General features: G+C 25.0%; 10 protein-coding genes. All 10 read right to left on the bottom strand.

The features are described from left to right. Positions 1 to 3,483 carry a type VI secretion system membrane subunit TssM gene (gene tssM / locus ACAN_RS07265; RefSeq protein WP_147525209.1) on the bottom strand — a complete coding sequence of 1,161 codons (3,483 nt, stop codon included), beginning with the start codon at positions 3,481 to 3,483 and terminating at the stop codon, positions 1 to 3. Next, a complete protein-coding gene (gene icmH / locus ACAN_RS07260) occupies positions 3,483 to 4,343 on the bottom strand; it encodes a type IVB secretion system protein IcmH/DotU (RefSeq protein ID WP_099335212.1) in 861 nt (286 codons plus the stop codon). Before icmH ends, tssM begins: the two co-directional genes overlap by 1 nt. A gap of 3 nt (positions 4,344 to 4,346) precedes the next feature. Then, positions 4,347 to 5,675 carry a type VI secretion system baseplate subunit TssK gene (tssK, locus tag ACAN_RS07255; protein WP_099335213.1) on the bottom strand — a complete coding sequence of 443 codons (1,329 nt, stop codon included), beginning with the start codon at positions 5,673 to 5,675 and terminating at the stop codon, positions 4,347 to 4,349. Further along, a complete protein-coding gene (tssJ, locus tag ACAN_RS07250) occupies positions 5,675 to 6,121 on the bottom strand; it encodes a type VI secretion system lipoprotein TssJ (protein ID WP_099335214.1) in 447 nt (148 codons plus the stop codon). Before tssJ ends, tssK begins: the two co-directional genes overlap by 1 nt. Before the next feature lie 9 nt (positions 6,122 to 6,130). Next, positions 6,131 to 7,297, bottom strand: a complete 1,167-nt coding sequence (locus ACAN_RS07245; RefSeq protein ID WP_099335215.1) for a type VI secretion system-associated FHA domain protein — start codon at positions 7,295 to 7,297, stop codon at positions 6,131 to 6,133. Between the two features lie 123 nt (positions 7,298 to 7,420). Further along, the gene (tssH, locus tag ACAN_RS07240; protein WP_099335216.1) at positions 7,421 to 9,961 is read right to left on the bottom strand and encodes a type VI secretion system ATPase TssH; all 2,541 of its coding nucleotides are present in this window, start codon (positions 9,959 to 9,961) and stop codon (positions 7,421 to 7,423) included. Next, positions 9,961 to 10,953 (bottom strand): type VI secretion system baseplate subunit TssG, encoded by a 993-nt coding sequence (tssG, locus tag ACAN_RS07235; RefSeq protein ID WP_099335217.1) that lies wholly within the window; start codon positions 10,951 to 10,953, stop codon positions 9,961 to 9,963. Before tssG ends, tssH begins: the two co-directional genes overlap by 1 nt. A 13-nt stretch (positions 10,954 to 10,966) precedes the next feature. Then, the gene (tssF, locus tag ACAN_RS07230) at positions 10,967 to 12,739 is read right to left on the bottom strand and encodes a type VI secretion system baseplate subunit TssF (protein WP_099335218.1); all 1,773 of its coding nucleotides are present in this window, start codon (positions 12,737 to 12,739) and stop codon (positions 10,967 to 10,969) included. After that, the gene (gene tssE, locus ACAN_RS07225; RefSeq protein WP_079579868.1) at positions 12,729 to 13,145 is read right to left on the bottom strand and encodes a type VI secretion system baseplate subunit TssE; all 417 of its coding nucleotides are present in this window, start codon (positions 13,143 to 13,145) and stop codon (positions 12,729 to 12,731) included. Before tssE ends, tssF begins: the two co-directional genes overlap by 11 nt. Before the next feature lie 3 nt (positions 13,146 to 13,148). Then, on the bottom strand, positions 13,149 to 14,627 hold the full coding sequence (tssC, locus tag ACAN_RS07220) for a type VI secretion system contractile sheath large subunit (RefSeq protein ID WP_099335219.1): 1,479 nt from the start codon (positions 14,625 to 14,627) through the stop codon (positions 13,149 to 13,151). Positions 14,628 to 14,638 lie beyond the last annotated feature (11 nt).

Below are 14,638 nucleotides of genomic sequence, written 5' to 3'. Positions count from 1 at the left end.
TTATAAGCTCTTTGGTAATTTAAATGTTTTTAAATAATTATAATTTGTAAATGCTTGACTAGTTTCACCTTTTAGATAAAAAGAACCTGTATATTTTTTATCTTCATATTTAATAATAACAGAATCATTAGAATCTTTTTTGATTTTAAACTTTTCAAAAATTTGGAAAATAGCCCAATCATTATCTAAATATTTACTAACTACTGGTTGTGAATTTAAATCAAATAATTCAAACTTTACAACACTATTTAAACTATTTGGAGGCCAGATAAGATTTTTATTTTTTATTGGACCATGTTCATAATATAAAATATCATCATTATATGTTAACTGCATCGTAGATAAATTCCCACCTAAAACATAAGGCTTAATACTTAAAATAAAACCTAAAGAACCACTATTTCTAAAAAAACTTTTTTTGATTTTAAAAGATTTTATAAGAGAGTCTATAAATACTTTATTTATATTTAAAGAGGCTCCATCAAGATTATTAATTGAATAACTATTATTTAGTTTATTTATTTTTATAAAAAGTGATATGTAATTTTTATAAAAGTTATCAATAATCCCATCTTTTTTGAAGAAATCATTGAAATCTTCAAGCCTAATATAATCACTTTTAGTATTTGATACAGGATACTTATTTTTTATTTTTTCTTCATAAAATAAAAACAACTCTTCTTTGTATTTTTTATTTAGATATACTTTTGCTTCTTTTAAAATAAAAAACCAATTATTTTGTAAAAGCTGTAAATACCATTTTTTTATATGAATAGGTAATGTATTATAAGAGACTACAAAAGGATCAATTCTTCCTTCAACTCTATCTTTTACTAATCTAAAAGATTCAAAAGATGAGTTTACCGAGCTATCCAAAGATACCATTGTTTTGTAAACACTGTTTAGTTTTTTAGTAGCTGATTGAAGTAGTCCTAAAGCTTGTTCATTTTTATCTAATAATTGATGATAAGGTTTAAAGAACTCTCTTAAGTTTTTAATACTTCTGTTATCAATTAATCTCGAATCTTTATTGTTATCTAAAGCATTTTTTGCAACTGCTCTGCCAATTTGTCCTGGAGCTACTGTTGCAGCAACGGCTCTTGTAACATTCCCATTAGAACTTGCTTTTAATTTTAGCATTTCAGTAGGAGTGTAGATATCTGTATTATCTTTTAATGCAAGAATTATAGAGTATATAGGAGAATCTGCTGAACTAAAAGTTGACAATTGATTATTAAGTTCTGTTATTCTTTCTTTCTTGGGAATACTTAAAGAAGATAATGCTTTTAACCATTGTTCTTTATACTCTGAATAATATAAACTTAATATCTTTTTATAATTTGCATCAATAAAAGCTTGAGTTAACTCTTCTGTTCTTCCTAGTACCCAATTATTTTCTAAGACCTCTTTAGTTAATGCTTTTCCATCTTTCATCATTAAAGAATGCCCTTCTTTAGTAAACATTCCTGGAATTTTAAAATTGCTTCCTTTGAAAACATTTAAATTTCCAATTAAAGCTTGAGAAAAAGTAAAATCTTTTAAATTTAAAGTCTTTATTTTTATTTTTAAACTTTTATAACTTAATGCATCTAATCCAAATTTCATTAGTCTATTTCTAGCAACTTTTAATAAATCATCATTTAGTTTTTGTGGCTTAAAGCCTGCATTAAGAGTATTTTCCCAATGAAAGTTTAAACTATTTTGTAACTTTGGATAGCTTTTATATAATTCATTCCATCTTTTAGACATATATAATCTTAAAAACTTTTTATCTAACTTATCAGTTCTTTTTAGCATTACATAAGCTTTAGTATTATCCCATGATAAATCAAAATCATTTAAATCTCTTTTTATTTGAGTTTGAATATCTAATTCTACTCTTTTTAATAAAAGTTGCTTTAAATCATTTGTATATATTGTTTCAAGTTTCTCTCTTCTATCATCTGTTTTATAAAAGATTAAATTCCAAAAATTATTAGCAACTTTTGTTTTATCTAGTTGTTTTATTTCTTGAAGATTATTCAAAACTAATGCAATATCTTTAAAACTATCAGAATTGTAAGTTTTATTTCTTTGTATTTTATATTTTAAGTAACTCTTTTCTAACTTTTTTAAAGTATTGTTATGTGTAATAAAATCATTAACTATAAATATCGTAGAAAAAACTATTAATAAAAAGCTTAAGGTATAAGCTATTATTTGATTACGCTTTAATTTTTTCTTATAATTATCATCCATTTTTAAAATTTCAGACTCAGGAAAAACAATATCTTTTAATATTTTGTAAATAAAAAAACCTTTTTTATTAGTATTACTATATTCTAATTGTTCTTCTGATATTAATGCATTTTGATTCTCTATACAAGATACACTAGTAAAGTATAAACCTCTTAACATTAAAGATTTTCTATATCTTGTTTGAGCAAAACAAATATCAATAAAAAGAGTAGTTTTATCAAAAAGTTGAGAAAAATTATCTGTAAAAAGATAAGTTTTAGAACGATTTTTTTCTTCCCATTCATAATGCAATTTAGTCAAAATAGAGCTACTTAATCTTTTTAATAACTCTTCAAGTTTTGGTTTGATTAATCCTGATTCAATATTTTCATCTTCATTAAGTGTTATACCTAAAATTTCATCTTTTTCATCTTCTTTTAAATCATTGAAGTATTCGTTAAAACCTGAAATTTGATCACATTTTGTTACAATTAAATATATAGGAATACTTGACATAAATGCTTTTGAAAGTTCATCAAATCTATCTCTTAAATCTTTTGCATACTGTTCTAACTCTTTTTCAGAATAATTTAAAATCTTTTCTACACTTATTGTCAAAATTATTCCGTTTATTGGTCTTCTCCATCTTTTTTCAACAAATAACTCTAAAAATTTTTTCCAAACAATAGAATCTTCTTTATTCTCTTTTAGTTGTATATAATTTCCTGGTACATCAATAAAGATTGAATGTTCTGCAAAATACCATTGAAATTTTTGACTACTACCCTCTTCTACAACACTTTTATTTTTATAATCAATATTTAAAGGAAAACTCAATCCAGAAGACTCTATAAGAGTGGTTTTACCCTCTTTAGAATCTCCTAATACTAAATACCAAGGTAGTTCATATTTAGCATTTCTTTTATTTTTATAAAGTGAAGATTTTTTGATAATCTTTATTGCTTCTTTAAACTTAGTTTTTAAATCATTTACTTTATCATTTATTATTTTTTTGAATTCATCTTCTAACTCTTTTTCTTTTCTTTTTTGCTCAATTACCTCTTTTGTTTCTGGTTTTTTAAATACAACTATAAGTAAAATAGAAATTATTGTAATAGAAAAAATCGATGATGCAACTAAAAGTCTACTTGACAAACTTTTTAAACTATCAAATAAATATGGCCATAAAAAAATAATTAAAAGTGATATTATAAAAGAGATTAGTATAGTCCAAAAATATGGATTTTTAAATATAGTTTTCTTCATTATTTTAAATCCTTAGTATCTATAAAATTTATCTGTTTAATATCTTCTTGTAATATATTCATAAAATCATTATTTTGTGAATTTAAACTAAAAGATAATGTGGTATATATAATAGTTAATAGTGTAAAAATTATTAAGATCAATAAAGGATAAGAAAGCTTATCAAAAAGTCTAAATTTTTGTTTTGAGGCCTCTTGTTTTGTATAAAAAGTAAGAGGTTCTCTTCCTTGTACTATCATTATTTGCTTAAAAAGGCTCTCTTTTAATATATTTAATTCAATTTTCCCTTTATTCATTACTCTGTATTTACCCTCAAATCCTAATGCTAAACAAACATACATTAATTCAAGAATATGAATATATTTTGCAGGGGTTTTTAAGAATTTATCTAAAAGATGAAAAAAGTTCTCTCCCCCATATGTTTCATTATGAAATAAACTTAATAAACTATTATTTGCCCAATCATGTTGTTTACCAAAATGGGTAGAATTTACTATTTCATCAACAAAAGTACATAATATATATCTTGTAACTAAAATCTCTGTTTCAATGATTTCAAATTCATTTGCTTTATCATTAAAATGGTTGATTTTATCTACAAAGTTTTCTCTTACTTTATTTATTTCTAAATAATCAGTTGAATCATCTAAGCTATAAATATAATTAAAAATAGGAATAGATGCACTAATAAAAGGATTAAAACTAATTTCAAAATCATTAATATTAAAACTTCTATTTCTTTTAAAATAACTAGCTTTATTTTTTAGTTTAGTATATGTTTTTTCTACATCTGTAGCAGTATAGTTTGTTATATAACCACCATTATCTTCTGCTGTAACTAATATAGTCTTATTACTCATTGTTTACTCTTTAATTGCCCATAAAGCATATGAAATATCATCAACTTGCGTAGATAAATGAAATGCAAATCCAGCAGACTTTGCTAACTCTTTTTTATTTTCTTGTGTTAATTCAATTTTAAAATAAAGATGATTTGTTTTGTAAGGTATCTCTTTTGGTGCAGTATTTAATGCTTTTAACTTAAATCCAACCAAATGAAAGTTTACAAGATTTTTAATAGTTTCAATTGTTCCTATTTTAAGCCCTGTTGTTAAGATTTCTTTTAGTTTATCTGTTGAAATACTTGCACTTACTGCAAAAATAAAAGTCGAATCATTTAAAATCTTCTTATCATTTAAAGCAGCTATATATATGCCATATTTCTTCTGTTCAATATTTAAAGAAATACTATTTTGTTCAAGAACCATACTAAGCATATCTTTCAATTTTCTCAATAGATTTAAAAAACAACTGTATTGTTCATAATGATTATAATTTATTATTTCGATATCTCTTCTTGTTTTATTCATAAACACTGCTAATTCTGAGCTTAATGATGAAAGTTCTAAAAAAAGTTCATCAGGATGAGTTTTTTCTTGAGATAAATAATATGATATTCTTGCATATGCTTTATTTAATAGCTGTAACATTAAATAATGTCCTAATTCCGTTGATTGCAGTGTTGTATCACTTATTTTCTCCGCAAGCTTTTCAGCTCTATAATTTAACATACTTGATAACTCTTTTATTTTTAACAATAAAGACTCGCATGAATTTAAATGTAAAAAAGTAGGTTCAAAGCTTGATTCTAGACTAACACTTTGTGTTGCACTAACATTCCCGATTTTTGCAACTTTAAGTTTCAATAGACCTTGATTAATATCTTCTTCAAATTGAAGTTTAAAATTATATTTTGCAATCAGTATATCACTTGAACTATTTTCTCCTGCATTAATATTTGGAATATCTTTGATTAGTTTTGATTTGTATCTTGTTAAAAGAGTTTCTTGTTCTTCAAAATGTATTTCATCACTATTTTCAATATATAAAGGTAAAGTTAAATATATAAATTTACCAACATCTGAAGCTTTTATTTCAATAATTAAATCATTTTCATTTTGAGAAGATAGTTCAAAAAGTGTACCATCAGGTAAAATTCCACTAGCACTTTTAATTAATAACTTACCTGTATTTAAAAGGATTTTATCTATATCTAGACTAAAAAAGCCCCAGTTATTTGCTCTACTTTCAATAGTTCTAGTTCTTAGCTCATAGCTATAGTGCCTATCATTTTGTTGAAAATGTTGAGGTCTTATAAAAAGACCCTCTTTCCATACTATTTTATTTTCCATTAATCTACTCTTTCTAACTTAAAATTTTCTACTTTTAACTCTATATAGTTATATTCATCTTTTTCTAAATTAATAACATATTTCCATTGTTTATTTTTATTTAATTTTCTAAAATTCCCAATTACACCTAGAAAATTTGTCTTTTCATCAAAAGAGATTTTATATGTTTGCTCTTGTTGGGGAGTTATTACTTGTTTTGTTTGTGAAATTAAATCATCTCCTAGTTTTCTTCCTGATTTTTCTAAAAGACTCCAATAATCGTACTTTATAAACTTTTCCGCTGATTTTAATTCATAAAAAGTAAGCATCAAAGGAGATGAAATATCATCTAAATCTTGATTTAAATCTTTTGAAGAAGTAACAACTAATTCTAAATGAGTTGGTTTAGTAGAACAACCACTTAAAATAAGTATTGCTAAAGTTAAAATAATTAATTTTAGTTTCATTGTTTTTCCTTATAGTGATGTAAGTTTTATGGTATATAAAATATTTTTATACTCATTTACAAAATCATTCATAATTAATTCTTGTCCATGGTTTGGATTTTCATCGATTTTATTAAGCATTTTTGAATAACAATTCCAAAGCTGTGACTTTTTAGGCAATAAACTATTTATTTCATTATTACTTTCAAAATAATATTCTAAATTTTTTGGTGAAAATTTTGAAGCAGTGATATTAATTAAATTTTTACTGGTTCTATGTAATGCCACATTATGAGTATCTAATTCTTTAAAAGATTTTGTTACTGCTTCTGACAAGCTAACTTTTTCAGTATCATTTATATCAATTACATTTAAAGCTAGTAATCCCATATTTATTGGATTTTTTCTTTTCATATTTTCTTGAATATTCAAATCTTTAGTAATTTTTTCTTTTATAAATAAAGAGTTTTTTAAGCCCTCTAATGAATTTATTACAATATCTGAGATTTCATTTAAGACATTTTCTCTCTCTTTTTTTGATAAACTATCAAACTCTATTCCTAAATTTTTTCCTAATATTTGTAACTCATCTTCTACACTAGCAATCTCTTTATTAAAAATTTTTTCTACTTTTTCATCTTTAATATATGTATCAACATCAATATGATCATCTAAAATATCTTTACTAACTTTTTGTTCTTCTTCATAAATAGTTTCAACAATTGTATTTGAAGTTGTTTCTTCTTTTAACATATCTAAAACACTAGAAGAATAAGTTTCTTCTTCCATTGATAAATTTTTTAATTCATCATCAATTAAAAAATCATCTGGAATTAATTTATTTTCATTAAACTTTTCTTGTGTATTAGAGTAATCAAGTGTTGTAAATCTTGCTTGAAGTTCATACTCTCCTACTATAAAAATATCTAAATCATTTATTTTTACAGGTTCATTTTTCACTAGTTTTGAAAATGGGTTTTTTAAAAAAGTACCATTTGTACTTGTATCTTCAATGAAGTATTGATTATTTTCAAAATGTATTAAAAAATGTTTACTTGAAATAATATTTTTAGAATCAGCTAGTTTATTATCAATATCATCAGATCTTCCAACTACTCCACCAGTTTTATTAAATTGAAAATTTCTTTTAAATAATTTTTCTTGAGGATGTTTAACTATATCAAGGATTAGTTTCATTTTAAATCCTCAATCTCTGGTTTAGCTTGGTATAAGGGTTTATAAGTTTCATGAAAACTTGCACATCCTGAAAATAAAACTATAAAAAAAACAAAAACTAATCTTTTTATCATAAACACTCCTTTATTTAATTACTATTTCATTACTCTTTGTATCTAAATTTAAAGAGATATTTTTTATTTTCTTCTTATTTATAGATGAATCTAATAAATATTTAGATAACTTTGGCATAATTTTTGTATTAATTATCAAATCAATATTTCTAGCACCTGTATCAATACTGTTTGATAAACTAACTATATATTTGATAAGGTTTTCATCAATTTCTAAATCAATTTCTTTTTTAAGTAATTGTTTTTTAGTTATTTCAAATTTTTGTTTTGTAATTTTGATTAAAGCCTCTTCATTTAAGTTAAAATATGGAATCACATTCATTCTTCCAAGTAATGCAGGTTTTAAATAATCACTAAGTACAGGTGTAATAAGTGATGAAAGCTCTTCTAATGAAATATTATCTTTATTATTTTGACAATAACTTGTTATTTCTTTAGTTGCTAAATTAGAAGTCATAATTATCGTAGTATTTTTAAAATCAATTACTCTTCCTTCTCCATCATTTACTTCACCTTTGTCAAAAATCTGATAGAAAAGATTTAAAATATCAGGATGTGCTTTTTCTATTTCATCTAGCAATATAACTGAATATGGTTTTACTCTAACAGGATCAGTTAATTGACCTCCATCACCATATCCAACATAACCAGGAGGTGATCCTATAAGTCTTGAAACTGTATGTTTTTCTTGAAACTCTGTCATATTTATAGTGGTGATAAATCTTTCTCCTCCATACATAAGTTGAGCTATTGCTTTTGCTGTTTCTGTTTTACCAACTCCACTAGGTCCAACAAGTAAAAATACCCCTGTAGGAGAGTCTTCTTTTTTCAATCCAGAAATTGAAATTTGCAAAAACCTATTTAAATATGATATTGCTTGTTCTTGACCTATAACTTTGTCTTTAATTTTATCTTCAAGTTCAACAACTGTTTTTATTTGCTCTTCAACCATATTCCCCAACGGAATTCCTGTCCATGAAGATATAACTTTTGCTACTTGTTCTTTATTAACAGTATTAAAAATATACATATTCTTTTTTTGTAAATTTTTAAGTTGGGTTTTTAGTTTACTTTTTTCTTTTTTATCTTTACATTCTTCAATTTGTTCTAAAACTTCTTTTTGTTTTTCCCAGTTTGTTCTAATGAGTTTTTCTTCATCTTCATAGACTTTAAGTTGATCTTTTAAAATTTTAATTTTATCTTTGTTATTTTTTATTTTGTTTACATCATCTCTTTGTAAGAACTCTATTTCTCTTTGTTTTTCTAATATCTTTGTAGTAATTTTTTGTAATTCAAAAGGTATATTTGATTGACTTATTTTTACATTTGCACAAGCAGTATCTAAAACATCAATTGCTTTATCAGGAAGTTGTCTACTAGTTATATATCTAGCAGATAAAGATGAAGCACTTTTTATTGCATCATCTTCAATATAAACATCATGTGCTTCTTCATATTTTTTAGCAATTCCTCTTAGAATTGTTGTAGCTTCACTAACTGTTGGTTCTAAAAGATTTATTTTTTGAAATCTTCTTGATAAAGCGGGATCTTTTTCAAAATATTTTCTATATTCTAGCCATGTAGTTGCAGCAATTGTTTTAAGTTCTCCTCTTGCTAGTGCAGGTTTTAATAAATTAGCAGCATCTGAGCTACCTTCATTTCCCCCTGCTCCAATTAAAGTATGAGCTTCATCAATAAACAAAATTACAAATTCACTACTTGCTTTTAATTTATTAATTACCTCTTGCAATCTTCTCTCAAACTCTCCTTTTACACTTGCTCCAGCTTGTAAAGCACCAACATCTAAAGATAATATTTTTGCTTCTTTTAATTGAACAGGAACTTCATTATTAACAATTTTTAAAGCTAATCCTTCAACTACTGCAGTTTTTCCAACACCTGCCTCACCAACTAAAATAGGATTATTTTTTCTTCTTCTTAATAAAATATCAATTGCTTGTTTTATCTCATCATCTCTACATAATACAGGATCAATTCTATTTTCTTTTGCTAATTGTGTTAAATCTGTAGTATACTTTTCTATTTCACTTTTTATATTTGAGTTTTCATTAGAAGTCTTATTTTCAATTGGTTTCTCATTTAATCCCTCTATTAGGCTTTTTAGCTCTTCTACATCAATTTTTTCAAATATTTTAAAGTATTTTGTATTTGAATATTTAATACTATTTTCAAATAAAGATAAAATCATTGAAGATTGCGTTATTTCATTTTGATTTAAAATAAGCTTTGCATAAGAATAAGAATCTTCAAGCCAATTAACTAAAATAGTTGAGAATATAGGGCTATTTGATTCACTTATACTTATTTTTACTTCTTTTTGAATTACTTTTATTAACTCATTTTTATCAATTTTGTACTGATTTAACATCAAAGAAAATATGCTATTTTCATCTTCTAAAAAAACATACAAAATATCTTCTATTAAGATTTCACTTCCACCTCTTACAATACATCTTTGTGCTGAGTTTTCAAGATATTTTTTTGTTTTTCTATCTAAATTATTTATCAAATTTTTTAATTCTAATTTCATTATAATCCTTTTTGTGCTATTACTATTTTTTCATCATAAAATGTTTGCCCAATCCAACTATTTATTCCCAAATATTGTTTGGCATTAATATCAAGAGAAAGAGACTCTTTTTCTTCTTTTTTTACTTCAAAACAGACTTCATGTTTAAGTGGTTCATTTAAAGAAAACGCAATTAAATCTTTTAATTCTTTCATTTTAAATCCTAAAATACTATACTCTAGTAGTTGTTGATTAGTAACATTTTTTAATAGGATCTGAAATTTGGCATTTTTACTTTTAACAGATTCTCCTATTAGAAAACTACTATTTAAACTACAGTTTTCATTGCCTAAAGAACATCTTTGAAAAGAAGGAATATTATAATTATCTTCAATGCATTGAATTATTTCTAATTCATTATGATTTAAGTAGTGTCTTAAAATCGATTTTAAAGTTCCTGCTGATTTATGTTTCATAAATAAAATTCCAATATATGGAATAAGCTTTCTTAAGTTTAAGGAACTATTATTTTGTAGTCTATTTGAGTATAAGCCTAAAAATGAAAATATATATTTTGAAAATTTGTCTTTTAAATCATTTTGATATTGTATATAATATCTATGTTTTTGCCATATAGGATAGATAAATCTTTGTAGATGATGATTAAATAAATTTAGAAAATCATGTAATATATAGTCACTATCAATACTATATAAAACCATTTCACTATAATGAGATGGTAAAGGAGAAGAACTACCAAATATACCTAGAAAGTTTAAAGTAATTTCAGCTTTTGTATTATTTTCTTCTTCAAAAAAAATTACTTTTGATACTTCTGATTTTTGAAAAGACAAACTTGGATTTGAACTAAACTTAATAAGCTCATAGACTTCTATACTACTTTTATTTATATGAAAATTTTTTAAATATCCACATACAACCCTTATAATTTGTGGCAATGAATATTTAGAAATACTATCATTTAAACTACTATTTATTTCTTCTATTGTCATACTAAATCTTTTATTAAATTAATGTTTGTGAACCAATTTTTGCAGGCCACTGAAAATAGTCTTCATTATTTATATCAACACTTAATTTATGAAATGAATTTAGATTACTATAAAGTGCAAAAAACTCATTTAATACACAACAAAATATATAAGCTTCCCCAAGACAAGAAAAATTCAATGGATTAACTTTTAGTTTTATATGAGTTCCTCTTATTGGTAACCCCTTATCTATCATTTCACAAGTTTCATATGAAATATTTTCAAATCCTTTTAATTGCATTGTAGTTTTTTCTTTTTGTTTTCTATCAAAAGCTCCATAAAAATCATAAGTTTCTAAGATCGTTCTTAAAGAATTAATATCTTCTAAAGAGAGATAATTCAAAGACATGTTAGATATTACTCTCCATAAGAAATCCCCTGAAATTGGTGGTGGATAACTTTGTGTAGGAATAGTAATATTTTGAAATTTTAAATTTGCACTTTTTGATAAAGGATTTGCAGTATCAATCTCTTTTAATAAGAGTTTTGAAGGTAAATTTTTATTTGTACACAATATTTTTACAGATATTGTTGCATTGCTTTTTAAAATATCTTCTTCTAATCCTTTTGAGTTAGAAAATCTTAAGTATGTATTTGTTTGTGCTTCATCATTTGATAATTTAACTCTTGATGAGTAATACTCTGTATTTGATAAATTGTGTTCAAATGTTTCAAAAGGCATAAGATCTTCATAACTTCCCTTATTTGCAATCCAGCCTCTTACATTTTCAATTGAAAAAACTTCACTTTGATTTTTATCTAAATTTGAAGGAACTACTAAATACTCTTCATCATAACTTGTTTTTCTAATTGGTACAGAATCTGTTTCAAATAGATTAACTATAGGAGTACTATATAAAAAGAAGTTGTTAATACTTGGAGTTTCAGATTGTTTTATCTTTTTAGAAAATGTTATTTTTATAGTAAAATTTCTACTTTTTTCTAAAATTTCATTTGATATTGTATTTATATTTGAAAGATTCAATATATCAATAAATAAAAACTTATCTTTAAAACAAAAATATTCTTGTAGTAAAATATATCCATCAAAAACATTTAAAGGATAAGGCATAAGGTTTTCATTTGGGCTAAAACCAACTTGTTTTATTGAGTTTTTATCAATTGATATTGATGCAAGCTCTTTACTATCATCAGAATTAATAATTAAATCAATTTTTTCAACATAGTTTGTTAGAAAAAGATATAAATCTTGTGCAATAAATTTAGAACCACCTAAATGTAACCTTAAGTTCTCAAATGTTAAATCTTGCAATGTTCCAATTGTTGACATTTGAAAAGACAATTCAAGATCACTTTTTTTACTATATGTATAGTAATTAACATTTTGTAATTCAAAAGGCATTACAGTAAGTTCATAAGCAGTTCTAAATTTACATTGTGAATTATTTATGCTTTTACTTAAAACCTCAGTATTTTTTTCAACTTTAATATTTTCAGTTGAATCTTTGATTGATTCATACTTTATAATAGAATAAGATGGTATTGGCCTAATATAATTTGGCCAAAGTAGTTGAACTAAAGTGTGAGAAACTTCTGGCAATTCATAATCAAGTTGCTGTTTTAATCTCCCTGTTAGAAAAGAAAAACCCTCAAGCAGTCTTTCCACATCAGGATCTTGTCCTTCTTTTGAAAGATAAGTTGATAATCCAGGATTTTTTTTAGAAAACTCTGAACCCTCAAGTCGTAATGAGTTTAATTCTTTTTTATAATAATCATTAAATGTCATCTTTATAAATCTTTACCTTTCCATTTTTTAACAAATTTGCTCTATAACTTACTTTTTTACTTCTGCCATTTACTACAAGATATCCTTGTATTAAGATTGTCATTTCATTAAAATTCAAATTTTCTCTTAAAATTCCAACTTTTGTTTTATATAATCTAGGCTCAAATCTTTTTATTGTGTTTTCTGAACTTTTTTCTATAAACTCAATAGAATCATTCATACTTAAATTTATATTATTTAAATCTACTTTTCCATAATCTTTAGATATTTCTGCACTTCCTGCATTTGTAGAGAAGATTCTTGAAAGATTATTTGCAATTGATGCATATAATGCTTCTTCTTTTGAATCAAACTGTTTATCATCAAAACTTGAAGATAATCTTTCAAATAAACTTCCCTTATACATCTTTTACTCTTTATCTAACTTACCAACAAGTGATAACTCAAAACTTGCACCCATGTATTTAAAATGAGGTCTTAATGAAATTCTAACTTTATACCAACCTGGATCATCAGCAACATCTTCAACATCAATTGCAATATCTTTAAAAGGTCTTTTACTTCTAATTTCTGCACTTGGATTTTCTTGATTTGCAACATACTGCTTAGCCCATTTATTAAGTTCTCTTTCTAAATCTGATCTTTCTCTCCATGAACCAATATACTCTCTTTGCAATACTTTTATATAATGAGACATTCTTGTAATTGCAAATAAATATGGCAATTGAGTACCTAATTTATAATTTAATTGTGCTTCATTACCCTCAGGAGTATTTGCAAAAAGTTTTGGCTCTTGTGCTGAACTAGCAGCAAAGAATGCAGCAGTATTACTTCCTTTTCTCATAATCAATGGAATAAAACCTTGTTCAGATAATTCATACTCTCTTCTATCTGAAACTAAAACTTCTGTTGGTATCTTCATCTCAATATCACCCATACTTTCAAAAGTATGTACAGGTAAATCTCTAACTTCACCACCTGATTTTGGTCCTATTATATTAGTACACCATCTATAACTTGCAAAACTATCAGTTAATTTACTTGCAAAAGCATAAACTGTATTTCCCCATAAATAATCTTCATGACTTTTTGAAACATCTTCTTTATAAACAAAATTTGAAATAGGATTATCTTCTGGATCATAAGGAGGTCTAAGTAAAAATCTAGGAAGAGTAAGTCCTACATATCTTGAATCTTCATTTTTTCTAAAGCCTTTCCAAGCTGCAAATTGTGGAGATGTCATTACATCTTCTATATCTTTTAAATCAGGAAGCCCTTCAAAACTATCTAGCCCAAAAAACTTAGGACCTGCTGCACTAATAAAAGGTGCATGGCTCATTGCTGAAATTGAAGCTACTTTATTTAAAAATTTTATATCCATATTTGAAGGAGAAAGCTCATAATCTGCGATTATAGTACCTACTGGTTCCCCACCAAATTGTCCATACCCTGCACTATATACATGTTTATAAAGACCTGTTTTTGTAATATCTAAGCTATCTTCAAAATCTTCAATTAACTCTTCTTTTGATACATTTATAAATTCCATTAAAATATTTTGTCTAAAGTCAGTTCTTTCAACTAACATATAAAGACCTTTCCATTTTGATTCTAATGCTTGAAACTGGTCATGATGCAAAACTTCATCCATTTGGGCAGATATTTTTTCATCAATTTCTGCAATCATTTTATCAATTATAGATTTATTAACTTTTTCTTCTTTATTATCAGATTTAATTAATTCTTCTACAAGTGCTTCTACGCCTGTTTTTACAACTGAATAGCTGTCATCATTTTGATTTATGCTTGTTTGAGCAACAATATTATCTAATAAACTTAATTGTTCTATATCTGAAATATTGTTTTGTGAAACTTGTTCTGTAGTCATCTAAACTCCTT

This window comes from Malaciobacter canalis (assembly GCF_008000835.1).
GTDB classification, from domain to species: Bacteria; Campylobacterota; Campylobacteria; order Campylobacterales; family Arcobacteraceae; genus Malaciobacter; species Malaciobacter canalis.
The sequence above is the reverse complement of the archived record's forward strand: the minus strand, read 5'-3'. Positions and strand labels throughout refer to the sequence as shown.

Excerpts from the sequence above, each read along its gene's own strand:
- tssJ (WP_099335214.1), bottom strand. The coding sequence starts at position 6,121 with ATGAAACTAAAATTAATTATTTTAACTTTAGCAATACTTATTTTAAGT.
- tssK (WP_099335213.1), bottom strand. The coding sequence starts at position 5,675 with ATGGAAAATAAAATAGTATGGAAAGAGGGTCTTTTTATAAGACCTCAA.
- tssM (WP_147525209.1), bottom strand. The coding sequence starts at position 3,483 with ATGAAGAAAACTATATTTAAAAATCCATATTTTTGGACTATACTAATC.
- ACAN_RS07245 (WP_099335215.1), bottom strand. The coding sequence starts at position 7,297 with ATGAAACTAATCCTTGATATAGTTAAACATCCTCAAGAAAAATTATTT.
- tssF (WP_099335218.1), bottom strand. The coding sequence starts at position 12,739 with ATGACATTTAATGATTATTATAAAAAAGAATTAAACTCATTACGACTT.
- tssH (WP_099335216.1), bottom strand. The coding sequence starts at position 9,961 with ATGAAATTAGAATTAAAAAATTTGATAAATAATTTAGATAGAAAAACA.
- icmH (WP_099335212.1), bottom strand. The coding sequence starts at position 4,343 with ATGAGTAATAAGACTATATTAGTTACAGCAGAAGATAATGGTGGTTAT.
- tssE (WP_079579868.1), bottom strand. The coding sequence starts at position 13,145 with ATGTATAAGGGAAGTTTATTTGAAAGATTATCTTCAAGTTTTGATGAT.
- tssC (WP_099335219.1), bottom strand. The coding sequence starts at position 14,627 with ATGACTACAGAACAAGTTTCACAAAACAATATTTCAGATATAGAACAA.
- tssG (WP_099335217.1), bottom strand. The coding sequence starts at position 10,953 with ATGACAATAGAAGAAATAAATAGTAGTTTAAATGATAGTATTTCTAAA.